This window comes from Lactobacillus sp. UMNPBX12, assembly GCF_002553955.1.
GTDB classification, from domain to species: Bacteria; Bacillota; Bacilli; order Lactobacillales; family Lactobacillaceae; genus Lactobacillus; species Lactobacillus crispatus.
The window spans coordinates 1-24,462 of sequence record NZ_PCYY01000011.1 but is presented as its reverse complement, the minus strand read 5'-3'; the positions used below and the strand labels follow the sequence as shown (position 1 = coordinate 24,462).

The following is a 24,462-nucleotide window of genomic DNA, read 5'->3' as shown; positions in this document are numbered from 1 at the left end:
CCATGTTTTACCTGATCTTGTAAAATTTAACTATCAGAAAAGTGATAATTGATTTTCATCTGGCATCCCTTCCAAGACACCATTTTCTTCGAAATAATTCATAATTGTTTGTGATACTTTACCGCGCTTAGCTAAATCTTCTTTAGACAAAAACTTCTTTTCTGCACGAGCAGCTACAATCTGCTTAGCTGCATTATCCCCCAAACCAGGAACAGCATTGAACGGTGCTAAAATTGTATGCTTATCTAAGATCTTAAAGTCAGTTGCTTCAGATTGATCAATATCAACCATTTTGATCTTAATCCCTCGTTCTAGACATTCATTAGCTATTTCTAGCACGGTCATCAAACTCTTATCCTTAGCTGATGCATCGTTCCCTTTATCCTGAATTTCCTTCATTGCAGCCTTAACAGTATTCTTACCATGACTCATTGCAACCAAATCAAATAGATCGGCACGAACTGAAAAGTAAGCTGTGTAATAGATTTCAGGATAATATACTTTAAACCAAGCAATTCGTAGAGCCATTAAAATGTAAGCCGTAGCGTGAGCCTTAGGGAACATGTACTTGATCTTCAGACAAGAAGGAATATACCAATCTGGAATATTCTTATTTTTCTTTAAAATAGCCATATTTTCATCGCTGATACCACGACCATGACGAACGGATTCCATTGTTGAAAAGGCAACTTCTGGCTTAACGCCCCAGTGAATTAAGTCCATCATGATGTTGTCACGACAACCAATTACATTTTTCAGTTTGCAAATTCCTTGATTGATTAAGTCCTCAGCATTTCCTAGCCATACATCAGTCCCATGGGACAAACCTGAAATCTGTAATAATTCAGAAAATGTCGTTGGCTTAGTCTCCTCAAGCATTCCTCTAACAAAACGGGTACCAAATTCTGGAACACCCAAAGTTCCAGTTTCTGATTGAATCTGCTCTGGAGTAACACCTAAAATATCAGGACTAGAAAATAATGACATGACTCCAGGGTCATCGGGTGGAATAGTCAATGGATCAATCCCAGACAAATCCTGCAAGTGACGAATCATAGTTGGATCATCATGTCCCAGAATATCAAACTTCAAAATATTATCATGAATAGAGTGGAAGTCATAGTGAGTAATCAACCAAGCGGCATTTACATCATCGGCTGGATACGATACCGGCGTAAAATCGTAAATGTCCATATCATCGGGCACTACAACAATTCCTGCAGGGTGTTGACCAGTAGTTCTTTTGACACCACGGACACCAGCGGCCAAACGGTCTAATTCCGCATTTCTTAGCTTTAAATCATGCTCTTCATCGTAGTGTTTAGCATAACCGTAAGCAGTCTTATCCGCGACAGTCGCAATCGTTCCAGCACGATACGAATTATCTGGTCCAAACATTACTCGAATAAAATTATGGGCTACTGGTTGATAGTCACCTGAGAAGTTCAAATCGATATCAGGAACCTTATCGCCGTGAAATCCTAAGAAAGTCGCAAATGGGATATCTTGTCCATCTTTAACTAATGGAGTTCCACATTTTGGACAATCTTTATCAGGCAAGTCAAAACCAGAACCATATTCCCCATTTTCAAAGAATTGTGAATACTTACAGTTAGGACAACGATAGTGTGGAGCTAACGGATTAACTTCAGTAATTCCTGACATCGTTGCTACTAGACTAGAGCCAACAGAACCACGAGAACCTACCAAATAGCCATCTTTATTTGACTTAGCTACTAAACGCTGAGAAATCAAGTAAATAACCGCATAACCATTCGAAATAATGGAATTTAATTCCAAATCTATTCGATCCTTAACAATCTTCGGTAATGGCTTACCATATAATTCATAAGCCTTATCATAGGTCAACTTCTTCATTTCTTCATCGGCATGTTCAATATGTGGTGGGTATAACCCATCTTTAATTGGCTGAATTTCTGACAATTCATCAGCAATTTTATTGGTATTGTCAATAACAATTTCCTTAGCCACATCTTCGCCTAAGAATGAAAATGCATCTAGCATTTCCTGTGTTGAATAGAAATGCAAATCTGGCTGCGGCTTATTTCGACTAGGGTTTGATCTCTGAGCCGCAATCAAGATTTTACGATAAATAGCGTCCTTTTGGTCAACGTAGTGGGCATCGCTAGTTGCAACTACAGGCTTATTTAATTCCTTCCCTAATTTAATAATATTTTCAATAATTTCATGTAATTGATCTTCATCCTTAATCAAACCATCAGCAATTAATTGCGAACAGGTTGCTGGAGGTTGAACTTCAAGATAATCATAAAATTTAGCTTTTTCTCTTGCTTCGTCGTAACCTTTTTGCATCATTGCGATAAAGACATCGCCTTGCCAACAACCAGAACCATAAAGTAAACCATCATGCAAACGAGCCAAATCTGACTTCGGCGTACGAGGAATACGGAAAAAGTCCTTCGTGCTGGCAATTGATACTAATTTGTAAAGATTCTTTAATCCAGCTTGATCCTTTGCCAAAACTGTCATATGGGAAGGACGGGCTCGTTTATAAACTTCACCATGTGCTGCATAGCCATTCAAATTATTCAAATTATTTTCATGATACTTTTTATTAAAAGCATCTAACAATTTAAACATTAAATAGCCAGTTGCTTCAGCATCCTGATTTGCCCGGTGATGGTGTTCCAAAGAAACATTATACTTCTTAGCTAATGAATCTAAAGTATGACGACTCTGCTCTGGATGTAGTAAACGCGATACTTCAAGTGTATCAACTACTGGCTGAGTAATTTCTTTTAGCCCTGCACGTCTTAATGCTGCATTAACAAACCCAACATCAAATTGAACGTTATGTCCACACAGTGGTCGATCGCCATAAAAGTCTTGGAATTGCTTAATGACAACTGCTTCATCATCGGCTGCGCCAACCATTTCATCTGTAATTGAAGTCAAATTAATAGTTTGCTCACTTAAAGGATGGTGCGGATTAATGAACTTATCAAAGCGTTCAAGCACTTCTCCATTCTTCATCTTAACCGCACCAATCTCGATAATTGTGTCGTAAACAGATGACAACCCCGTAGTTTCAACGTCAAAAATTACAAACTCGCGGTCTTCATAGGTCATCGGTGCAGGATTCAAAACTAGTAAAGCATGATCATCAATCATATTAGCTTCTACACCATACAATATTTTCATGTCCAGTGCTTTACCACTGCTATATGCTTCAGGGAATGATTGAACATCACCATGATCGGTAATCGCAATTGCCTTTTGTCCAAACTTCTTAGCAGTTTTAATAAAGTCCGTCGGAGTATTAGTTGCGTCAACCTGACTCATATTAGTATGAACATGTAGTTCAACTCGTTTAGGCTCACCTTCGTATTTTTCAGTTCGCCCAACATGCTCGACAGTCTCTAAGCTACTAATATTAAAAACTACATCATGTATATATTGATCATCAGCAACTGACCCCTGCATTTTAGCCCAAGTTCCTGGTTTAATTGCAGATAGCTCTTCAATTTCATCTTTATTAGAAACAAATTTCTTAAATGCAATTGAATCACTATAATCCGTAATTTCGCCAGAAAAAATGATTGCGCCAGATTTAAGCTCACGAGTTTCAACATTAAAAATATTTCCCTCAATTACTACATTACGTACGCCATCTTCCAGCTCTTTAATTTGTGTAATTGGAGCATTTTCATCTAATTTACGTTTACCATAATTAGTACGTCTAGTTGGATACTGTTTAGGTTGTTGCGGTTTAGGTTTGTCTGGCGTCTTCTCAAAGACTTCCTGCATGCTTTTTTCATGCTCTTGTTGCAACTCCTGCAAACTTTCTAAATTGTTTTTAGAACTTGTCTGATCCAGCTGAGTTATAAATTTCAAATTAAAGAAGCCATAATCACGCATCTCTTCAGCTAAATCATCTAAAGCCTTCTGCTCAATTAAACCATCAATCACATTATTATCAACTGGAATAACCCAGCGGCCATCAACTTTTTTAGGTTTTTGGCCAGCCAAAAATTCACGAGCCACAGGTTGCAAAATATTTGAATTTTGAACTACATAATGCCAATAATCTGGTAAATATTGATCAGCACCATCAGCTGTTCCAACATAAAATCTTACATTTACAAAAGAAGAAAAAGTTTCTTCTACAGCTTTTCTTAATGCTACATAGGTGTCATACATCAAGGGAGTATCAAAAAAAACGTGGATATCCCACCTGTGTTCTTTAGCGTAAACATCCACGTTTTCAATTTTCCCTTTTTGTAGAAGCGCATTGTCTTCAAAACTATCAGGAAATTGAACCTGTTTGAGCAATTTTAAGAAAAGATCGTTTTTATTTGCCACAAAAATTATCCTAACTCTTGATTTACAAACTTATCTAATTCATCAATTGACATTTCGGTTGCTTTGTCATCAGTTGGTCGCTTAACTTCAACAATGCCATCAGCAGCCTTCTTACCAATCGTAATTCTAATTGGTGCACCGACTAAATCTGCATCAGCAAACTTAACACCAGCACGCTCTTTACGATCATCGTATAAAACATCATACTTTTCACTGAATTTCTTTTCAAGTTTTTCAGCTAATTCAGTTTGATCTTCTTTATTCATCTTCATTTGAACAATATGTATTGCAAATGGAGCGATTTCCTTTGGCCATGCAACACCACGTTCAGTTAAGTGTTGTTCAACAGCTGCTGATAACATTCTAGTAACGCCAATACCGTATGAACCCATGATGACAGGCTTTGCTTTACCATTTTGATCTAAGAAATCTGCACCCATGGTCTTAGTGTAATAAGTACCCAACTTGAAAATGTGACCAACTTCAATTGAAGTAGTGAACTTAAGCGGTAAATGATCAACAGGATCTGGTTCACCTTCGTTAGCAGTCCGAATATCAGCAAATTCATCCACCTTGAAATCACGGTCTAAGTTAGCATTTTCAAATTGATAATCGGTTTCACCTGCACCAACTACAACGTTGTAAAGATTCTTAACAGTTTCATCTGCAATAATCTTATCAGCCCAATCTGCATTAACAGGACCAACGCCACCCTTTTCACTACCAGTGATTTCCTTTAAATCAGCAGTATTTGCTTCATGAACCTCATCAGCGTCAAGGATATGACCCAACTTAACCTCATTGATTTGCTTGTCACCACGGATTAATACTAAAACTTTTTGGTCATCAGCAATGTATAAAATACTTTTAACAATTCTAGTAGCTGGTACATCGAGGAATTTAGCTAATTTTTCAATTGTATCGCAGCCTGGCGTAGCTACCTTAGTTAATTGCTTAGCATCTTCTGGTTCTTGCTTGAAAGTATCAATACTCTTAGCCATTTCAAGGTTGGCAGCATATGTTCCTTTTTCATTAGTAGCAATTGTATCCTCACCGATAGCAGCAGGGGCTTGAAATTCAGTAGAGTTTTTACCTCCCATTGTACCTGAGTCAGCAATTACAGGGTGAACAGTAACACCGGCACGTTTAAAGATACGCTTATATGCATTTTTTTGATCATCAAATTGTTCATCCAATTGATCACGAGTTGCAGCAAAACTGTAACCATCAAGCATTACAAATTCACGCCCACGAAGAAGGCCAAAACGAGGTCTATTCTCATCACGAAACTTAGTCTGAATTTGATACAAAGCAAGTGGCATTTGTTTGTAACTCTTTAAGTTCTTAGCAATAATTTCGGTAAAAGTTTCTTCATGTGTAGGTCCAAGCAAGCTTTCACGTCCATGACGATCTTTTAACTTGAACATTTCTGCACCATATTTCTTGTAACGGCCACTTTCTTGCCACAAAGTTGCAGGAAGTAAATGAGGCATAATCATTTCTGGAACATTAATTTTATCCATTTCTTGTTCAATGATTCCCTCAGCCTTGCGTAAAACACGGTAGCCTAATGGAAGATAAGCATAAACTCCAGCTGTGACTTGGCGAATATACCCACCTCTAATCATCAGCTTATGACTTTCAGCCACTGCATCTGATGGTGCTTCCTTCAAAGTTGGCATAAAAAATTTTGATTGACGCATTCTTATCTCCTAAAGTAAAAAATATAATTATTTAATAAAATAGCGATAGATATCGTTACCTGTAACTGCAATAATTAAAACTAATAATAAGCCGAAACCAATTAATTCAACAATTGCCTCATGTTCTTCGGAAATCGGTTTACCGCGAACTAATTCAATTAAGTTCAATAAAAGTTTACCACCATCAAGCCCAGGAATTGGAATTAAATTGACAATTCCCAAATTAATCGAAATCATTCCTAAAAAGGCTAATACATAAGTAAAGCCCATTTGTGAAACTTGTGAAGTTTGAGAATAAATTCCAACTGGACCTGATAATTTATTCAAACTAAAGTGGCTAAATAAGTTACCCACGGCTCTGAAAATCAGACCGGTAGTTGAAACAGCTGTATCCCAGCCACGTTTTAATTTAACAACTGCATTCTCATTGCTCTTAGCTACAATACCAATTTGATAAACTGTTTGTTTTTGAATTTTATGAGCTTTTGGCTTAACTGTAACTTTCCTAATTTGACCATTTTTCTTTAATTCAAAGTGTAAGGCCTTGCCTTTACTTTGATTAATCTGCTGTGACACTTGATCAAAATTATTAATCTTTTGTCCATTAATTGCCACAATCTGATCACCAGTCACAATTTTTGCATCACGCGCTGGTGAATTAGCCTGAGTTGATCCAACTGTAGTTGTTGCTGGACCTGGAACTGTAAATGTCCAGATTAAAAATACTACAAACCCAAGAAGAATGTTCATAAAAGGTCCAGCAAAATTAGTTGCCAACTTTTGCCAAACATTAGCTTGATTAAATTGTGTATCTCGAGGCGCAATAATTAATTCAGTTCCGTTTTTTTCAATAATAGTTGCATCATGAGCTACGTGATAAGTTACTGGATCATTTTCATCGCCATTTTCGTAACCATTAATTATTAAATCGTCTACTAGATCAGCCTTTGTTACTTGAACGGGAATTCCTTCAATTGGTATTTCGCTTTCTGAAGCATCAATTCTCACTACTTCATTTTGTTCATTCAATTGTAAAACAACCGTCATACCAGGATCCAGCTTGCTTTCATCGTCAGCGCCTGCTAAACGAACATACCCACCAAGTGGTAACCAACGAATGGTATAAGTGGTGGGGTTACGTCTAATTTGAAAAAGCTTTGGACCCATTCCAATTGAGAATTCTCTAACCAAAATACCTGACTTTTTGGCTACGATAAAATGCCCAAATTCATGGACAAATACCAATATACCAAAGACGACGATAAAGATTAGTATACCCTTCAATAAAAAATTCTCCTAATGAACAATACCTAAAATTGTAGCCACTACTGGCAATACAAACAGCATACTATCAAAGCGATCCAGGATACCACCATGACCCGGCAAAATCTTTCCGGAATCTTTCACACCATAGAAACGCTTGTAAGCTGATTCAACTAAATCACCCATTTGACCAACAATTGATAAGAAAAAGGCCAGAATAATCATCGTTAATTCAGATACACCAAAGTTAATACCAAAGCTGCCAAGAATCGCCATGTAGATGGCACTACAAATTAAGGCACAAATAACTGCACCGATCGAGCCCTCCCATGTTTTATTAGGACTAATAACTGGCCACAATTTATGTTTTCCAATCTTACGTCCAATCATGTAGGCACCGATATCAGTGGACCAAACAACAACAAAAACATAACCCAGCAATGCTAAACCGTTTTGTGGGTATGCTCTAATGGCTGCCATATAGTGAAAACCTATTCCAATGTAAAGTGCAGCCAAAATATATACACCTACATCATCAAAAGTGGTTTTATTCTTTGAAAGAACAGTCCAAGTCAAGAACAACATAATAATTCCATAAAACACACCTAATTTAGTGATATTTGAAGGAAATACTTTAAAGAATGAGTCTGGAACTGTCCAGGTTAAAGTTGCAAGTAAGGCTAACAAGAAATTAAAAGAAACTAAGATTTGTTTCTTCATTAAAAAGATTTCGCTAATGCCAACTGCTGCGAATAATACAGTCAGCCAATCCATCCAAAGGCCACCTGCGAGCACAATTGGAATAAAAAGACATAAGGCAATAATTGCCGTAATTGTACGTTGTTTCATATTTAACTATCCGATTCGTCTACTTTACCAAAGCGCCGGTTACGGTGCTTATAATCTTCTACAAATTTTTTTAAATCATTTTCATCAAAATCTGGCCAATTTTTTTCGCTAAAGGCAAGTTCTGAATATGCTAATTGCCATAACAAGAAATTAGAAATTCGCTGTTCACCGGACGTTCTAATTAATAAATCCGGATCTTGATATGGACCAAAGTTTTTAGTCATCAAATGGTCTGAAATCATTTTTTCAGTAATTTCTTCGCTTTTCAGTGAACCAGCTTCAATCATTCCACCAAGCTCCTGCATAGCAGACGTAATTTCTCTTCTTGACCCGTAGTTAAAAGCAAAATTCAGAATTAAGCCTGTATTATTGGCCGTCTCTGACATTGCACGTTGAACAATGCGATAAGTCTTTTCAGGCAATTCATCCAAATAGCCCATGATATTTACCTTAACATTATTTTCCATCAATGTTGGCATGTATTTATCAAAAAAGCGAACAGGGAGGTTCATTAAGTAAGCTACTTCTTCTTTAGGACGAGCCCAATTCTCAGTAGAAAAAGCATAAAGTGTCAAAACTTTAATTCCTAATTTATCAGCAGCTAAAGTAATCCGCTCAACATTATCCATTCCCTCTCGATGGCCAACAAAACGAGGTCTATGCCTCTTTTTTGCCCAACGTCCATTACCATCCATAATAATGGCTAAATGATTTAATTCATTATCCTTATTACTCATCTTTAACCTTGAGTAATTTCCTTACGCTTTTCATCAGCAAGTTGGTCAATCTGCTTAGCAGCATCATCAGTTACTTTTTGTACTTGCTTTTCTAAGTTACGTTGTTCGTCTTCAGTAATATCACCATTCTTTTCATCTTTTTTCAAAGTATTCATGGCATCACGGCGAACATTTCTCACAGCAATTTTAGCTTCTTCCGCAAATTTTCCAACTTCTTTGGCAATTTCTTCTCTTCTTTCACCAGTGAGTTGAGGGATTACTAATCTAATTACCTTACCATCATTTGCCGGAGTTAATCCTAAGTTTGAAGCCAACAATGCATGTTCAATATCATCTAATGAATTTTGATCATATGGAGTAATAAGCAATACACGTGGTTCAGGAATGGTAATACTAGACATTTGAGTCAATGGAGTTGGTGCCCCATAGTATTCTACTTGGACATTATCAAGAAGAGCAGCGTTAGCAACACCTGCACGGATAGAAGCTAATCTCTTTTGATAAACCTTAATAGAATCCGTCATTTTAGTTTTTGCTTTTTCAATAGTTTCGTTATTCATTATTTATCACCTCTAATAACAGTACCAATATTTTCACCCAATACAACCTTCTTGATATTGCCTGGAGTATTAACGTTAAAGACAATTAATGGAATTTCAGTATCCATTGAAAGTGAACTTGCAGTTCTATCCATGACCTTCAAGTCCTTTGAAATTAAATCAAGTTGAGTTAATTCTGAGAACTTAGTTGCTGAAGGATCAGTCTTTGGATCAGCTGAGTAAACACCGTCAACACCGTTTTTAGCCATCAAAATTACATCAGCACCAATTTCAGCTGCACGAAGGGCTGCAGTAGTATCAGTTGAGAAGTATGGATTACCAGTACCACCACCAAAAATGACTACACGACCCTTTTCAAGGTGACGCAAAGCTCTTCTTCTAATGTAAGGCTCCGCAATCTGTCTCATTTCAATTGAAGTTTGCATTCTAGTAGGAACACCTATTTTTTCAAGACCATCTTGCAAAGCTAAACCATTCATGATAGTTGCTAACATACCCATGTAATCTGCTTGAGCACGTTCCATACCCAACTTAGCGCCAGTTTCACCACGCCACATGTTACCGCCACCACAGACGATACCAATTTCAACACCTAAATCATGAACTGATTTGATTTCTTTAGCTAAGTGACCAATTACAGTAGGATTAATCCCCGTACCCTTGTCACCTGCTAAAGCTTCACCTGATATTTTTAAAATGACACGTTTATATTTAACTTGACTCATAATGACCTCCTCTAATAGCTTTAATTATTCTACCATATCTAATGCCGCAATGTCTTTTAACACTTAAAACACTACAAAATTTTTACAAAAAAAGAAGGAGCACACGCTGTACTCCTCCTTTCTATGATAATTATGTAATAATGACTACTTCATTTGTTCACGAACTTCAGCAGCGAAGTCTTCTTGCTTCTTTTCGATACCTTCGCCAACTTCGTAACGTTGGAAAGCAACTAACTTAGCACCTTTTTCCTTCAAAAATTCGCCAACAGTCTTGCTATCGTCCATAATGTAGTCTTGTGATAACACTGCAAATTGCTTATCAACTTGAGTATTATCATCAATAAAGCGTTGCATCTTACCAGGAATAATTCTGTCCCAAATCTTTTCTGGCTTACCTTCTTCTTTAAGTTCAGCCTTGATGTCTTCCTTAGCCTTAGCCAAAACATCATCAGTTAATTGCTTAGCTGAACCGTAAACAAGGTGAGGTAATGGTTTCTTATGTACCAATGCACGACTTTCATTGTCTTGGTCAATCTTGTGGTTCATCACAGCTAATTGATCAGTGATAAATTGATCATCTAATTCGTCTGGTGAAATAACCTTAGGGCTCATAGCAGCGATGTGCATAGCCAAGTGCTTAGCAGTTGCAGCATCTGCACCTTCTAAAACAGTGATAACACCAATTTGACCACCATTGTGTTGGTAAGCACCAAATTCTTGGTCGTCATTCTTTTCTTCTAAAGCAAAACGACGTAAAACAATCTTTTCACCAATTGTAGCAGTTGCGTTAACGAATGATTGGTCTAAAGTAGTACCATCAGCCATCTTCAATTCCTTAGCTGCTTCCATATCAGCTGGCTTACCTTCAGCAATAGTCTTAGTAGCTTCATTTACCAAGTTAACAAATTTGTCGTTTTGAGAAACAAAGTCAGTTTCTGAGTTAACTTCAGTAATAGCTGCCACATTACCATTAACGTAAACGCCAGTTAAACCTTCAGCTGCAACACGGTCAGCCTTCTTAGCTGCCTTAGCCATACCTTTATCACGAAGGTATTGAACAGCCTTATCCATGTCACCGTCAACTTCTACTAATGCCTTCTTAGCGTCCATAACGCCAGCACCAGTACGTTCACGTAATTCTTTAACTAATTTTGCAGTAATTTGTGCCATTAATAGATCCTCCTACGGAACTAATAGTAAAATCTAGTCTTCTGGGTTTTCTTCAGCGCTAACGATTTCTTCTGAACCGTCTGCATTTTCCTTGAAGTCAACTTCAACTGATTCATCATCTTGACCTTGTTGACCTTCAACAACAGCATCAGCCATAGCACCAGCAATCAAACGAATAGCACGAATAGCGTCATCGTTTGATGGAATAACTACGTCGATTGGGTCTGGATCAGTGTTGGTATCAACCATAGCTACAACTGGGATACCCAAAATGTTAGCTTCGTGAACAGCAATCTTTTCTTTCTTAGGGTCTACTACGAACAATACATCTGGAATTCTTGGCATATCTTCAATACCACCAAAGAATTTTTCAAGCTTGTCCATTTCCTTAGTTAAGAGAGCAACTTCCTTCTTTGGAAGAACATCAAAAGTACCATCTTCTGACATTTGCTTTAATTGCTTTAATCTCTTAATACGGCTTTGCATAGTTGACCAGTTAGTCAAAGTACCACCCAACCAACGTTGGTTTACGTAGTATTGACCTGCACGAGTTGCTTCTTCAGCAATTGAATCTTGAGCTTGCTTCTTAGTACCTACAAATAAGAAAACGCCACCGTCTTGGGCAACAGCCTTCATGAAGTTGTAAGCATCATCTAACATCTTGATAGTCTTTTGCAAATCAATGATGTAGATACCATTTCTTTGAGTGAAAATGTAAGGAGCCATCTTTGGGTTCCATCTTCTAGTTTGGTGACCAAAGTGGACACCAGCTTCAAGCAATTGCTTCATTGTAACAACGTCTGCCATATTTAAATTCCTCCTATGGTTTTATATCCTCTCAAGCGTTCATTTCATCATCTAACCACTACCCTGGGCACCACGATGATGATCGCTCTTGATGTGTTTTAAGTTTCATATGCTGACACAGCATACTCAAATATTCTACAAGAAAAGATTACAGTATGCAAGGATTAAAACTTTATATTATGCTCATGCAAAAATTTTTCCTTCCAAGCACGTGAATGATGTTTAAACCAATATTCTCGTTTCAAAGCTAAACGCTTATCGTCAAACTGTTCATGATAAATCATCCGTACAGGACGCCGTGTTTTAGTATACTTAGCTCCTTTTCCTAAATTGTGCATTTTCAAACGATGTTCTAAATCATTAGTAAAACCACCATAAAAACTGCCATCATTACACAGTAAGACATAAAAGTAATATTTACCCTGTGCTTCATGTTTAGCTTTGTCATCTGCAGTTTCTCGTGAGATTCGCTGTACTAATGGAGTGAAGTCGCCATTTGCTTCATGAACTTCAACTGCATCTTTTAAAACAGTTCCGTCAGTCCCTGTATGTTTAACAGCTTCAACGATCACTAAATTGGCATCTTCACCGCGATGTGGCACAAAAGGCTGCACCATTTTAATACTCAAATCATGCTTTATACAGTAGTAAGCAATCTCACTTAGTCGCTCTGGTCGATGTACCATGAACATCTTGCCCTTCATCTTAAGCAAGCCACTAGCCACTTCAATTATTTGCTCTAAATTAATCAAAAGTTCATGGCGAGCGATTGCCTTTTTGCGATCTGGATTAACTTCATGACCTTCTGGAGCTTTAAAATACGGTGGATTTACCGTCACCACATCATAACTATCTTTACGCAAAAAATGCGGAGCATTTAACACATTATCTTGATAAACTGAAATTCGATTCTCCATATCGTTTAATTCAATCGAACGCACAGCTTGAGAATAAATTTCATCTTGAATTTCAATTGCATCGTAATGTGCTCGGTTAAAATATGCCATATAAATAGTTGCGGCACAGTTACCCGCACATAAATCTGCTACTTTATCCTTATCGCGAATTAATCCTTTAGCCCAATATGCCAAAAATAAAGTATCCATTGAAAAACTAAAAGCCGTTTTATCCTGAATAATCCGTAGATTATCACTATACATATAATCGATTCGTTCATTATCTTTAAGCTCAACCATAAAAATATTTGCCTTTCTCGTCTATCTATTTTTATAATATTACAACAATTGGAGGAACAAAAAGATGTTTTATAAAATAATTCGTCCGATTGCCCGCTTTATCGTATGGGTACTAAATGGACACTTACATATTCATCACAAGAATCGTTTACCTAAAGGTAACTATATCTTAGTTGCACCTCACCGTACCTGGTGGGAACCTATCTTGTTTGCCTTAGGTGCTAGTCCAATGGAATTTATGTTCATGGCTAAAATCGAACTATTCAAAAATCCGGTTTTACGTTTTATTTTAGATCATGCCCATGCCTTTCCTGTCGATCGAAAAAATCCAGGACCATCTGCATTAAAAATCCCAGTAAAAGGATTAAGAAAAGGGGAATTATCATTAATCATTTTTCCATCGGGCACAAGACACTCTGCTGAATTAAAAGGTGGTGCACTTTTAATTTCTAAAATGTCGCAAAAGCCAATGGTTCCAGTAGTTTACCAGGGTCCATTAACTTTTAAAGGTTTATTGAAAAGAAAGCCAATGGAAGTTAACTTCGGCAATCCAATTACGATTGATAAAAAGACTAAGTTAACTCACGAAAATGAACAAATTATTTATAAGCAATTAGAAGATGCTTGGAATAAACTGGATGATGAACTAGACCCTAATTTCCACTATGTAGCTAAATAACATCAATGCTCAGTTAATGGTTAAATTTTTAAACTATGATCATTAGCTGAGTATTTTTTATTGCATAAATTTTTTAGTGTTAAAATAAATAATTAGGTTTAATAATTATTGGAGGAAAGATAATTGTTAGAAAAAACATTTTACAAAATGATGCTTAGCAAGTCCTTCCCTTTTCCCGTTAAAGTAACCTACTGGGACGGTAAAAGCGAAGTCTACGGTAATGGTACTCCTGAAATCGAAATTGTCTTTAACGGAAAGATCCCTATGGGCGATATTACTAGAAATGCTTCACTCGCACTTGGTGAAGGATACATGGATAAAAAGATTGAAATCTATGGGGATATTCAAAAATTAATTTTTGGTGCTTACGAAAGTGCCGACAGTTTCATGCGTTCCTCAAAGTTCCGCAAATTTTTACCAAAGCAAAAGCACACTGAAAAGCAAAGTGAAGAAGACGTACAAAGCCACTACGATATCGGTAACGACTTCTACAAGTTATGGCTTGATCCTACTATGACTTACTCTTGTGCTTACTTTGCAGATGGTAATGAAAATGATCTTGAACAAGCTCAAATTGCTAAAGTTCACCACATTTTAAACAAATTAAACCCACAAAAAGGCAAGACTTTACTCGACATTGGCTGTGGCTGGGGCACATTAATGCTTACCGCTGCTAAGGAATATGGCCTCAAAGTTACTGGCGTTACACTTAGTGAAGAACAATATAAACTAGTTCAAAAGCGTATTTACGATGAAGGCTTAGAAGATGTAGCAGAAGTTAGACTTGAAGACTACCGTGAACTTGGTGATCAAACCTGGGATTACGTAACTTCAGTTGGTATGTTTGAACACGTTGGTTCAGAAAACTTACCTAAGTACTTCACAGATGTTTACAAGTACTTAAACAAAGATGGTATTGCTTTGATCCACGGTATTACTCGTCAACAAGGCGGTGCTACTAACGCTTGGATCAACAAATACATCTTCCCAGGCGGCTACATTCCAGGTTTGCAAGAAATTGTCGGCGACATCGTTGACAGTGGCTTGCAAATCACTGATATGGAAGCTCTTCGTCGTCACTACCAAAGAACTCTTGAAATTTGGGACAAGAACTTCAATGCCGTTCGTGATCAAGTTGAAGATAAAATGGGCGAACGTTTCACTCGTATGTGGGACATGTACTTGAATGCTTGTGCTGCTTCATTTGAATCAGGCAACATTGATGTCATCCAATACTTGCTTACCAAGGGCCCTTCTGGCAAGAACTTACCAATGACTAGAGATTACATGCTTAAGTAATTAAAACAGAAAAGTAAGCGTCAAAAACTGAAGTATCTTAAAACCCCATCCAGTTCATGCTAAGATGGGGTTGTTTTATATATATTCAAATTTATTTTATCTGCAGTTTGCCTGCACTGCTTTTGCCCATGGCAAATAAGCCGACAGCTTTTCTCTGTCTGTCAGGATCGATTCATTGGGTAAATTAGAAAGTAAATATTCAAGATATTTTTCCGGATCCAATCCGTTGCGCTTGGCTGTTTCGATCATGCTAAGGATTACCGCTGATGACTGGGCGCCTGCAAAACTTTGCGTGAACAGCCAGTTCTTGCGTCCCATCACCAGCGTTTTGATTACCCGTTCGGCAATATTATTCGATAAAACCAAGCGGTCATCCAGTAAAACATGCTTAAATGTTTCTTCGTGATTCAAGGAATACGCGATAGCTTTGCCCAGCTTGGAATTAGGCAGGACCGTTGCCTTCTGCTTGCGGCACCAGGCAAAGAATTCTTCCATCAACGGTTTTAGTTCTTTTTGGCGTAAGCGGCAGCGCTCTTTATTTGATAAGCCTGACCAGTCTTTCTCTAGCGTAAACATCTTATTGCAGTAGCGGACGCCTTGCTTGGAGACTGATTTGTCTGAAACTTTAGGTGGCACGGCTTCGAAGAACTTTCTTCTCACATGGGCCCAGCAGCCCAACCAGGGTCGCATTAGGTAATTGCTGGTAGGCCTGCCACATGTCGCAATGCAAGAAGCCGGCGTAATCGCTTAAGAAGTCAAGCGCTACTCGGCCGCTGCTATGCGGGTTATGATGATACAAAGTAATCGGCTGCTCTAGCAGCTTCTCTTTAAGCAGCTGGTAAACCGGTTTTAAATAGTATTCTGTAGACTTGGCCTGCCAGTTGACGATATCCTGTCGTTTAACCGGCAGGCCCATTTTCTGCCAATCGTTTTCCCGGCGATAGGCCGGTACTTTTAGCTCGTATTTTTGGTAAATGGTATGAGCAATAATTGAAGCCGAACCGTAACTATGTTCCAGCGTTGCTTTATAGGTACCGGGGCTTTGATAATTTTATCAGCTGGATTTTTTAGGCTGTAAGCCTCACACTTATAAGCATGCTGGATATGATCCAGCCGCTTGATCTGCGCTGGAATAAACAATAATTCCTGTCTTACCGGATAAGCGCCGATCTCTTTCATTTCTTGCCGGCAGTCCGGACAAAGAAGCTCATCACCGGTTAGTTCATGGTGGGCTTCTTCACCGGCAAAGGTTTTTAGAACATCCGCTCTTTTAGCCTTTTGCTTTCTTCTTTGATAAACGATTCTTTTATTTTCAACAGGGAAGATCCTCGTCTTCGTTACTGTCAAAACCGTCTTCATCAAACAAGCTGGTTTTGCCGGATAAAGGCATTTATTCTGAAGACTTGCCGTAGCGCTTTTGCGTCAGGTAGGCTACTTGTTCACGCAGGAGGGCGATCTCATCTTTTGTTTCAACTTTAGTCATTGGTATCCCCCTCTTGTTTTTTTGATAAACTAAAGCATACCAAAAACGCACGCAAAATTAATAGAAATTGCGTGCGTTTGTCATTTTTATTCCCGGTTCGATCGAGAAGCCCTTCATCAGCCAGTCTACTTGCTCATCCGATAAAGCCCTGACTTCATCTAGATTGTTGGGCCAAACCATTTTACCGTTTTCGAATCTTTTGTAGAGCGGCCAATAGCCTTGGCCGTCCCAATACAAGGCTTTGAAACGATCACGGCTGCCACCACAGAAAATAAAGCCTTTTCCAGAAAAAGGATCTAAGTTGAATTTATCTTTGACTATCGCAGCTAAGCCATCAATTTCGCATCTCATATCGGTCCGCCCACAGACAAGATAGACCTGGCCCAGATCATAAAGATTGATCATGGCAATACTTTTTCCAAAAGTTTATTCATAATTTCAGAATCCAGGGAACTATAAAAATGTAGTTTAAGGTCGCCTTTTTTCAGGCTAAGCATCAAACTGTTGCGTGACGGATGAACCCTTTTAGGTTTTTGCGGGTGATCTAAAGCTACGATTGGACGTTCTTTTTCAAGCATTATCTTTGCCTCCTTAAGTTTTATGAGACAAGGATAACCGAAAAGTGGGAGCTAAGTAAGCGCAAAAAAGAACCGAATTTTGCTTCGATTCTTTAACGTATTTGTGTGTTTGCTTAATGAACTAATTACTTGATGTTCTTAACCTTAATGTATCCATTGTCAACTCGGTACATCATGTGTCCTTTGATCTTAACCGGAGCATCAAAGGTTCTTACTACACGTGACTTCTTCAATAAGCGTCTAATACCTTTATTACGAGTAGCCTTACCATTTTCATCATAAACGAATGAATTGTGGGAAAGTCTTCTCAAAGTACCTTCAAAGTTTCTAGCCTTGATGTATCTGTTCTTACCAATTCTGTACATCATATGACCCTTGATATTGATTGGAGCACCGTAGGTTCTTACGATACGAGTCTTCTTGACTAAGCGCTTGATGCCCTTGTTACGAGTAGCCTTACCCTTATTGTTGTAGATGTATGAATTATGGGTAATCACTCTTAAAGTACCATCAATATTTTCGGCCTTGATGTATTCATCCTTACCAGCAACCTTGTAGTACTTAATACCGTTAATGATTACAGGATTTTCTGCAACTACTACAGTTACATAGCTCTTAACAGTTGGCTTATCAAGCTTGATACCCTTGTTATCGTAGAGGTAAGCTGCGTGCATCAAGATCTTTTCAGTGGTCTTTTCTGCTGGAGTTTCAGTAGATGGAGTTGATGGCTCTGATGGAGTGTAGTCTCCGCCGATGAAGTTTGGTTCACCGTTCAACTCTGCCTTAGCCTTTTCTAAGTTTGCTACGGCTTCAGCTACTGCCTTTTGACTAGCATTCTTGTCGTTTAACAACTTAGTAGCTTGAGCAAGTGCTTCGTCGTAAGCTTGCTTCTTGTCTTGGCTAGCGTTGTAGTATTTGTCATCTAACTTAGTAGTGTTAGCTTCGTTTACAGCTTTTTCTAACCCACTATTGTCGGTTGCGACACCTGTCAAGCCCTCCTTGGCACTTGTTAATGCGCTATTGGCCTCGTCTAATTGATCTTGAGTGGCCTTTGGATCTGCCAATACTCTATTGGCTTTATCTAACGCATCATTATATGCCTTCTTAGCCTCATCACTGGCATTGTAGTAGTTAGGCTTGCCCTTGGTGTCACTTGCCTCGTCTACTGCTTTTTGGATGGCACTTACTGTCATGTCCTTCTTGGCTTGCTCGATCTTACTCAAAGCAGTATTTACGTCGGCTTGACTAGCTTTGCCATCATTAATCACAGCCTTACCTGCAGCTATGGCATCTTGATATGCTTTCTGCTTATCTTCACTGGCTTGGCTATTTGCTGCTTTAACTGTAGCGGCTTCGTTTACAGCGCTTTGTAAGTCGTCCTTATTAACTTTTTCAGCATCTTGTTTTAATTTATCATATGCTTGTTTTGAGCCATATTTGTCTAATGTACCAATAGCATTTTTCATAGCATTAGCATTTGTTATATTGTCGACAGTAACAGAATTTTTGGCGTCCCTTAGATTATTAATTGCATCCTTAATCTCTTGGTTATTTGGATATTGATTAGACAGATCTTGAAGATTTTCAATTCTTTTATCAATCTTGGCTTGAGTATCTTTAACCATTTGTTCGTTATTTTTCGATACGAGGCGTTTTACAAAATCATTATTAACTCCTCTAGGAACATCACCAGATAATACCCTTTCAAACCATTCGGAACCATAATCTGTTGCTTTTAAATCTAGAATTTTAGTAATACTGTTTAAGTTATTATAGTAATCTACGAATTCCTGTGCATGTTCTAAATCTAGATTATTAGATTTATACTTATCAACTAATTCCTGAGCAGTTAGTTGTTTCTGAGCAGTTCGTTGACCATCCTTTGGTATAGCTGCATACTGTGCAAGAACTAATGCACGAGTTCGTATTCCCTTAGCAGCACCCGCACCGTTTGTATCAGAGGTTGTACCCCCCCCATTTGCATTTTGGGTATCAGTACCCGTACTACCTGCTTGGGGATTACCAGTTCCAGCTTCAGTAGTTTCTTCACCGCCTTCACTAGTAATAGGTAAAGAATTGTAGCTGCCATAATTTTGTGCAGAATTATCTTGTCTAGATTGTTCTTCTTTATTAAAAGTAGCAGTAGCACCTTGTCCTTTATTATTTTGCGTACTCTTTGGCTCATCAACTGCAGCACTTGTTTGACTGCCATCAGTAGGTGTATCAGCCTTAACAACTTGGCCATTAAGAGCAAAACTACCAAAAATAGTTACCCCTAACAAAACTGAAGCGATTTTACCGCTTGACAATTTTCTAAAACCAAAGCGTTGTTTTTCCCTATTAACTAAATCCAATTTATCGTTTCTAAAATATCTCAAGTCATTCACCTCAAAAAATTGTCATGATGATTTAATTCTACTATATCTAAATCCTTCTTGAATAGAAAAATGCATCAACTTTGACAAATATTAATTTTTTAATCATATATTTTACATAAATTATACGCGTGGTGCTAGTTAAATCGTTCTAGACAATATGCTATATTATAAGCTAAAATGGCAACTTCGAGTCTCTCTTGAAAACCTGCTAAACTTCTAGCTCGATTATTTTCAGCGTTGTAGTAAGACAAAAGCGAAAAATCACTCTCGATGGTCCTTCTGAGTGCCATTAAATAGTGCTTATTGTGCTTTTGAGCATTCTTCATGTTTTTACGATATGGTGTCCAAAGCGTATAACCCATTTGCTCTAAGCGTTGATGCAGGTTTTTGCCCAAATATCCTTCATCGCCCAAAAGGTAACGATTGTCAGGAGGAGCATTAGTAATCAGTTCTACTGTTTCCTTAGCATCATGAACTGAGGCCTTGGTTACGATATAATCTAGCAAGTAGCCGTCGTCGCTAACAATAGCGTAAACCTTAAAACCATAATAATAGATTTTTTTGGCTGCCTTATAGCCAATATTGGCATAGCCGCGAAAGATCTTTGCTCGACGATTACGAATTGGCTGACAGACTGGCACAGGAAAGCTATCAATAATCAAGATGTCGCCTGACAGATCTACTTTCTCATTAAGGCCATGTCGAATTAAATAGATCAATGGCAAAAGCATGCGTGCTCTGCGATTAAAGCGAGAGTGAGATACATTAACAAGCTTTTCACAAAATCTTCTTTGAGATTCAACGCCCAATGAAGCCTGCCAAATAAGCAAGGCCAGAATAGAACTGTCAGATATTTTACATCGATTGATATTCCGTCTTTGCTTTAATGCATCTGGGGCATAAAGTTTGTACAAACAGCGACCAATTATATTTAAACGACTAAAACTAACTTGTGTTAGGATGAGAAAAACGTTTAAGCTTAGGGTAGTTCAATCTAGTCAAACTCTTTTCTATTAATATGTTTACAAGTCGAGTCTAACAAGATTGGACTTTTTTTGTTAACTAAAACAATTTAACTAGCACCAAGCGTATAATAATAGTAAATAAAATATTGATATTTTCAAGGGAGCTGATTAACTGTTAACAAAAATATGGAAATTTGTAGAAAATTATAGAAATATTTACCATAATATTCATTAGAAAGTTAAACATGGAAGTGAATATTATGACAATTTTAAAACCTAAAGATGTCGCTGATCGTTTAGGAATGACCACTAGAACCCTCCAAACATGGGATCGAAAGGGTATTCTTAAAGCTAAGCGCTCTCCTACTAATCGCAGATTCTATACAGAAGATCAAATAAATCAATATTTGAGCAAAAATAGTCTAAGCTCAAATAAAAAACAAGTTGCTTATGCCAGAGTATCAACTTATGGTCAAAAAGATGACTTAAAAGATCAATTAAGCTATATTCGACAATACGCTAACGCACAAGGTATCGTATTAGACGAAGAAATAAGCGATATTGGCAGCGGCTTAAACTATAAACGGCAAAAATGGAATAATCTTCTAGACGAAGTAATGAACAACAAAATAGATAAAATTATATTACTTATAAAGATAGATTTATCCGTTTTGGCTATGATTGGTTTGAAAACCTATGTAAAAAGCATGGGACTGAAATAATTGTTTTGAATAATATTGACACTAGTCCTGATAAAGAACTGGTTGATGATCTGATAAGTATAATTCATGTATTTTCATGCAGACTATATGGCTTAAGAAAGTACAAGAAAAAGATTAGAGGCGAGTACTTAAATGACGATCAAGACACAAGTAGTTAAGCTAAAAGTTAATAAGACCATGCAAAAGCATCTTGATGCTCTATGCGACTATCGTCGATACTGCTGGAATAAAGGTTTAGAAACTTGGCAATTAATGTATGAAGCTCATACATTAAACAAAAAAGATAATCCCAGTCCTAACGAACGCAGAGTCCGTGATGAACTAGTCGCAAATAAAGCCGACTGGCAATATGATTTGTCTGCCAGATGTTTACAATTAGCGATTAAAGACTTAGCTAATGCTTGGAAGAACTTCTTTGATAAGTCACAACCTGATTGGGGAATACCTAGTTTTAAATCTAAGAAAGCTCCCAGACAAGGCTTTAAAACTGATAGAGCTAAGATCGTTAATGGCAGGCTTCGCCTTGATCGCCCAAGAAGCATTTCAAAAGAGTCTTGGTTTGATTTAAAAAGCTATGAAGCTCTAAAGATGGATGAAGTCAAAGTAGTGAGTGTCTTCAAAGAAAAAGATGATTATTATGCGGCTCTTCCTTATGAAGAAGAAATTAAACTAAAAGCTAAAACCCAGCAAAAGACAGCAGTTGATGTCAATGTTGGCCACTTTAACTATACCGAGGGGCAAATCAATATTCTGCCTGCTAAATTGCAAAAGCTTTATAAGCGTATTAAGCATTATCAAAGAATGCTGGCACGCAAAAGAGAAGTTAACGGTAAGTTAGCTACAAAATCAAATAATTACTTTGCAGTGAGAACCAAACTGCAAAGAGATTATCGCAAAGCAGCTAATATTCAAAACGATCTATTACAAAAATTTACTACTAAGCTTGTTAATAATTACGATCAAATTGTAATTGAAGATTTGGCAGTCAAAGAAATGATGATGACACATGTAGCTTCAAAAGGAATGCAGAGATCACTTTTTAGCAAGTTTAGACGAATACTAACTTATAAGTGTGATTGGTATGGCAAAGAATTAATCTTGGCTGATAAAACATACCCATCAACTCAAAGATGTGCTGCGTGCGGTTATGTCAAAAAAGGCGAGGAAAAGATCACTTTGCAGGGCAATAAAAAGCATGGTACCAAACATAATGAGTATGTCTGTTATGAGTGTGGTTACAAGAATGATCGAGATGAAAATGCAGTTTTAAATCTTTTAGCTTTGGCAAAATAAACAGGGCTGGCTAGGTCCTTAAGCTGTAAGAGCTAGTCAATGTGATTACTCCTATTTGGAATATCAGAATACTAGTGAAGACGATAGTAAATGAAACAAAGAAAGGAAAAATATATCTTTCTGATATGTAGGAAATTCGTATTCTTCTACATATTTCCATGTTTTATATAGCAGGAATATCCATGAAACTCATTAAATCAATCAGCTTAGCTGCTGCCGCATTATCTTTAACAGCACCAGCTATTGCACTTGTAAATCCATCAATCACTACTGCTCAAGCTGCTACTAAAAAGTCAACTGGCACAATTACTGTTGGCAATAACAATAGTAGTGTAATCGGTGTCTACAATGCTGCTGGCAAACAAAAGAATCAAAAGATTAAGAACGGCACTACTTTTAAATACTACGGCGCTCCTAAGTTAATCAACAATGAATATACTTATAAGATCGCTAAAGACAAGTACGTTCCGACTTCCGCAATTTCAACATTAAACGGCAAGAGCGTCTTATATATTGCTAATAATTCATATGTTTACGACAAAAATGGTAAGCGCGTAACTAAGAACTCTAAGCGTGTCTTATTGCGTAGATCTCGAATTGTAAACTACACCGGCTCGATTAAAACAGCTGCTAGTCATGCATACCGCTTCTTAGTAAATGATGGCAAAAAGATGGCTTTATCAACTAAGACTATTAAGGGCCACCAATATTACAGCATCGGTAAAAATGCATATATCCGCGTATCTAATGTAAGTTACGTAAATAATGAACCATTATATGCTGCATACCAAACTGTAACTTTAGGTAAGCATAGCAATGAATCTAAAGTCCCTGTTTACGATGCCGAAGGTAAAAGAGTTAGCCAAGAATTAACTGCTGGCAGCAAAGTTAGTGTTGACCGCACTAAGACTATTAAAAATGGCGACCAAACTTTGATTTTATACGGCATTAAGGGTCAAAAGTCATACATTGATATGAACGACATTGCAACTATGCCAAACTTGGCTGTTACAACAGAAGAATAAAATTCAATAATTAATTTAAATTTAAGGCCAGTCGAATTTGATGCGAACGCCAAATTTGGAACATATTTTAGATCACTCTATTTTAAAACCATATTTCGATATTTTATCGGAGTATGGTTTTTATACTGTCTTGATTCTATCATAATTGTAGTAACAAGATGTACGCTTGGTGATAATTAAAGCTTGTCCACCAATACACCATTATATGTTAATATTGTCATTTCTAAGCGGTTTGAAATCCTACTAAAATGCGTGTTCTATTTTCCGCATTATAATAAGCTAAAAGTGAAAAAACACTTTCATTTATCCTTCCTAATTTTCATCAACTTACGATCGTTATGTTCCTTAGCACCTTGCATATTCTGCTATATAGAGTTCAGAGATCTGACTTATCTCTATTATGTTTTAGGTATCCTAAGATCTAATCTTTTTAATTTTATTTATATTTTTAACAAAAATAGATAAAACAATTTGCTTTTTTAATAATCATATAATAAAGATTAAATATAATTTAATAAAATTTCTTTAGAGGTGCGCTTTACCATGACTAAAGCAAGAAAATATTTTGGTGCATTAGCACTTATTTCTGGAGCAACTTTAAGTTTAGTTGCATGTGGTAATAACAAACATACGAGACTGTAAAATAGTTTGTGTAAGGATGAATGATTCCTTAAATTTATTTCTTT

Annotated in this window: 21 protein-coding genes and 4 pseudogenes; 5 read left to right on the top strand and 20 right to left on the bottom strand. The window is 37.3% G+C overall.

The genetic code is table 11. The annotated features are described in order from the left end of the window. Positions 1–33 precede the first annotated feature (33 nt). The 10 genes from CP363_RS05840 to CP363_RS05795 all read right to left on the bottom strand — a co-directional run bounded on the left by CP363_RS05840 (position 34) and on the right by CP363_RS05795 (position 13,354). Positions 34–4,344, bottom strand: coding sequence for a PolC-type DNA polymerase III (locus tag CP363_RS05840; RefSeq protein ID WP_098035990.1), 4,311 nt, complete (start codon positions 4,342–4,344; stop codon positions 34–36). A 5-nt stretch (positions 4,345–4,349) separates the two neighbouring features. Next, positions 4,350–6,047, bottom strand: a complete 1,698-nt coding sequence (locus CP363_RS05835; RefSeq protein WP_005719278.1) for a proline--tRNA ligase — start codon at positions 6,045–6,047, stop codon at positions 4,350–4,352. A gap of 27 nt (positions 6,048–6,074) precedes the next feature. Further along, entirely contained in the window at positions 6,075–7,331 is a 1,257-nt protein-coding gene (gene rseP / locus CP363_RS05830) for an RIP metalloprotease RseP (RefSeq protein ID WP_098035989.1), read from the bottom strand. Between the two features lie 12 nt (positions 7,332–7,343). After that, positions 7,344–8,159, bottom strand: a complete 816-nt coding sequence (locus CP363_RS05825; protein ID WP_023488787.1) for a phosphatidate cytidylyltransferase — start codon at positions 8,157–8,159, stop codon at positions 7,344–7,346. A 2-nt stretch (positions 8,160–8,161) separates the two neighbouring features. Then, entirely contained in the window at positions 8,162–8,896 is a 735-nt protein-coding gene (locus tag CP363_RS05820) for an isoprenyl transferase (RefSeq protein ID WP_005719282.1), read from the bottom strand. 2 nt (positions 8,897–8,898) lie between these two features. Then, on the bottom strand, positions 8,899–9,456 hold the full coding sequence (gene frr / locus CP363_RS05815; protein WP_005719284.1) for a ribosome recycling factor: 558 nt from the start codon (positions 9,454–9,456) through the stop codon (positions 8,899–8,901). Continuing rightward, positions 9,456–10,181, bottom strand: coding sequence for a UMP kinase (gene pyrH, locus CP363_RS05810; protein ID WP_005719286.1), 726 nt, complete (start codon positions 10,179–10,181; stop codon positions 9,456–9,458). The genes frr and pyrH overlap by 1 nt, the downstream gene beginning before the upstream one ends. A gap of 144 nt (positions 10,182–10,325) precedes the next feature. Continuing rightward, on the bottom strand, positions 10,326–11,351 hold the full coding sequence (gene tsf / locus CP363_RS05805; protein ID WP_005719289.1) for a translation elongation factor Ts: 1,026 nt from the start codon (positions 11,349–11,351) through the stop codon (positions 10,326–10,328). Between the two features lie 33 nt (positions 11,352–11,384). Next, on the bottom strand, positions 11,385–12,158 hold the full coding sequence (gene rpsB / locus CP363_RS05800) for a 30S ribosomal protein S2 (RefSeq protein ID WP_005719291.1): 774 nt from the start codon (positions 12,156–12,158) through the stop codon (positions 11,385–11,387). A 164-nt stretch (positions 12,159–12,322) separates the two neighbouring features. Then, positions 12,323–13,354, bottom strand: coding sequence for a GIY-YIG nuclease family protein (locus tag CP363_RS05795; protein WP_098035988.1), 1,032 nt, complete (start codon positions 13,352–13,354; stop codon positions 12,323–12,325). 64 nt (positions 13,355–13,418) lie between these two features. Between CP363_RS05795 and CP363_RS05790 the strand changes: the two genes are divergently transcribed. Next, positions 13,419–14,033: a 1-acyl-sn-glycerol-3-phosphate acyltransferase gene (locus CP363_RS05790; protein ID WP_057726517.1), complete on the top strand. Its 615-nt coding sequence runs from the start codon at positions 13,419–13,421 to the stop codon at positions 14,031–14,033. A 123-nt stretch (positions 14,034–14,156) separates the two neighbouring features. Then, entirely contained in the window at positions 14,157–15,332 is a 1,176-nt protein-coding gene (locus CP363_RS05785) for a cyclopropane-fatty-acyl-phospholipid synthase family protein (protein ID WP_089149833.1), read from the top strand. Positions 15,333–15,428: 96 nt separating this feature from the next. Here CP363_RS05785 and CP363_RS11200 read toward each other — a convergent pair whose 3' ends face one another. The 8 genes and pseudogenes from CP363_RS11200 to CP363_RS05760 all read right to left on the bottom strand — a co-directional run bounded on the left by CP363_RS11200 (position 15,429) and on the right by CP363_RS05760 (position 20,764). Further along, complete coding sequence (locus CP363_RS11200; protein ID WP_369822259.1) at positions 15,429–15,968, bottom strand: transposase; 540 nt, start codon at positions 15,966–15,968, stop codon at positions 15,429–15,431. Beyond that, entirely contained in the window at positions 15,958–16,308 is a 351-nt protein-coding gene (locus CP363_RS11195; RefSeq protein WP_369822260.1) for a transposase, read from the bottom strand. Before CP363_RS11195 ends, CP363_RS11200 begins: the two co-directional genes overlap by 11 nt. Then, positions 16,287–16,679 carry an IS66 family transposase zinc-finger binding domain-containing protein gene (locus tag CP363_RS11190; protein WP_369822258.1) on the bottom strand — a complete coding sequence of 131 codons (393 nt, stop codon included), beginning with the start codon at positions 16,677–16,679 and terminating at the stop codon, positions 16,287–16,289. The genes CP363_RS11195 and CP363_RS11190 overlap by 22 nt, the downstream gene beginning before the upstream one ends. After that, a pseudogene (locus CP363_RS05775) lies at positions 16,645–16,815 on the bottom strand (transposase). The gene CP363_RS11190 and the pseudogene CP363_RS05775 overlap by 35 nt, the downstream one beginning before the upstream one ends. Before the next feature lie 57 nt (positions 16,816–16,872). Continuing rightward, positions 16,873–17,220: an IS66 family insertion sequence element accessory protein TnpB gene (gene tnpB / locus CP363_RS05770; RefSeq protein WP_098035987.1), complete on the bottom strand. Its 348-nt coding sequence runs from the start codon at positions 17,218–17,220 to the stop codon at positions 16,873–16,875. Continuing rightward, the gene (locus CP363_RS10795; RefSeq protein WP_198563869.1) at positions 17,217–17,393 is read right to left on the bottom strand and encodes a hypothetical protein; all 177 of its coding nucleotides are present in this window, start codon (positions 17,391–17,393) and stop codon (positions 17,217–17,219) included. Before CP363_RS10795 ends, tnpB begins: the two co-directional genes overlap by 4 nt. A gap of 125 nt (positions 17,394–17,518) precedes the next feature. After that, a complete protein-coding gene (locus tag CP363_RS05765) occupies positions 17,519–19,771 on the bottom strand; it encodes an SLAP domain-containing protein (protein WP_158227632.1) in 2,253 nt (750 codons plus the stop codon). Between the two features lie 134 nt (positions 19,772–19,905). Next, positions 19,906–20,764: pseudogene (locus CP363_RS05760) on the bottom strand (IS982 family transposase). 232 nt (positions 20,765–20,996) lie between these two features. On the opposite strand from CP363_RS05760, the pseudogene CP363_RS05755 reads away from it, so the two are divergent. From CP363_RS05755 to CP363_RS05745, 3 genes and pseudogenes are all read left to right on the top strand, one after another. Further along, positions 20,997–21,616, top strand: a pseudogene (locus CP363_RS05755) (IS607 family transposase). Continuing rightward, entirely contained in the window at positions 21,591–22,751 is a 1,161-nt protein-coding gene (locus tag CP363_RS05750) for an RNA-guided endonuclease TnpB family protein (RefSeq protein WP_098035985.1), read from the top strand. Before CP363_RS05755 ends, CP363_RS05750 begins: the two are co-directional and overlap by 26 nt. A gap of 182 nt (positions 22,752–22,933) precedes the next feature. Then, positions 22,934–23,776 carry an SLAP domain-containing protein gene (locus tag CP363_RS05745; protein WP_098035984.1) on the top strand — a complete coding sequence of 281 codons (843 nt, stop codon included), beginning with the start codon at positions 22,934–22,936 and terminating at the stop codon, positions 23,774–23,776. A 176-nt stretch (positions 23,777–23,952) separates the two neighbouring features. Here the strand turns inward: CP363_RS05745 and CP363_RS11185 are convergent. Both CP363_RS11185 and CP363_RS10945 read right to left on the bottom strand, forming a co-directional pair. After that, positions 23,953–24,141: pseudogene (locus tag CP363_RS11185) on the bottom strand (hypothetical protein); the annotation flags it as partial. Between the two features lie 135 nt (positions 24,142–24,276). Beyond that, on the bottom strand, positions 24,277–24,462 hold a 186-nt coding region (locus tag CP363_RS10945), incomplete at its 5' end, for a hypothetical protein (protein ID WP_233187142.1).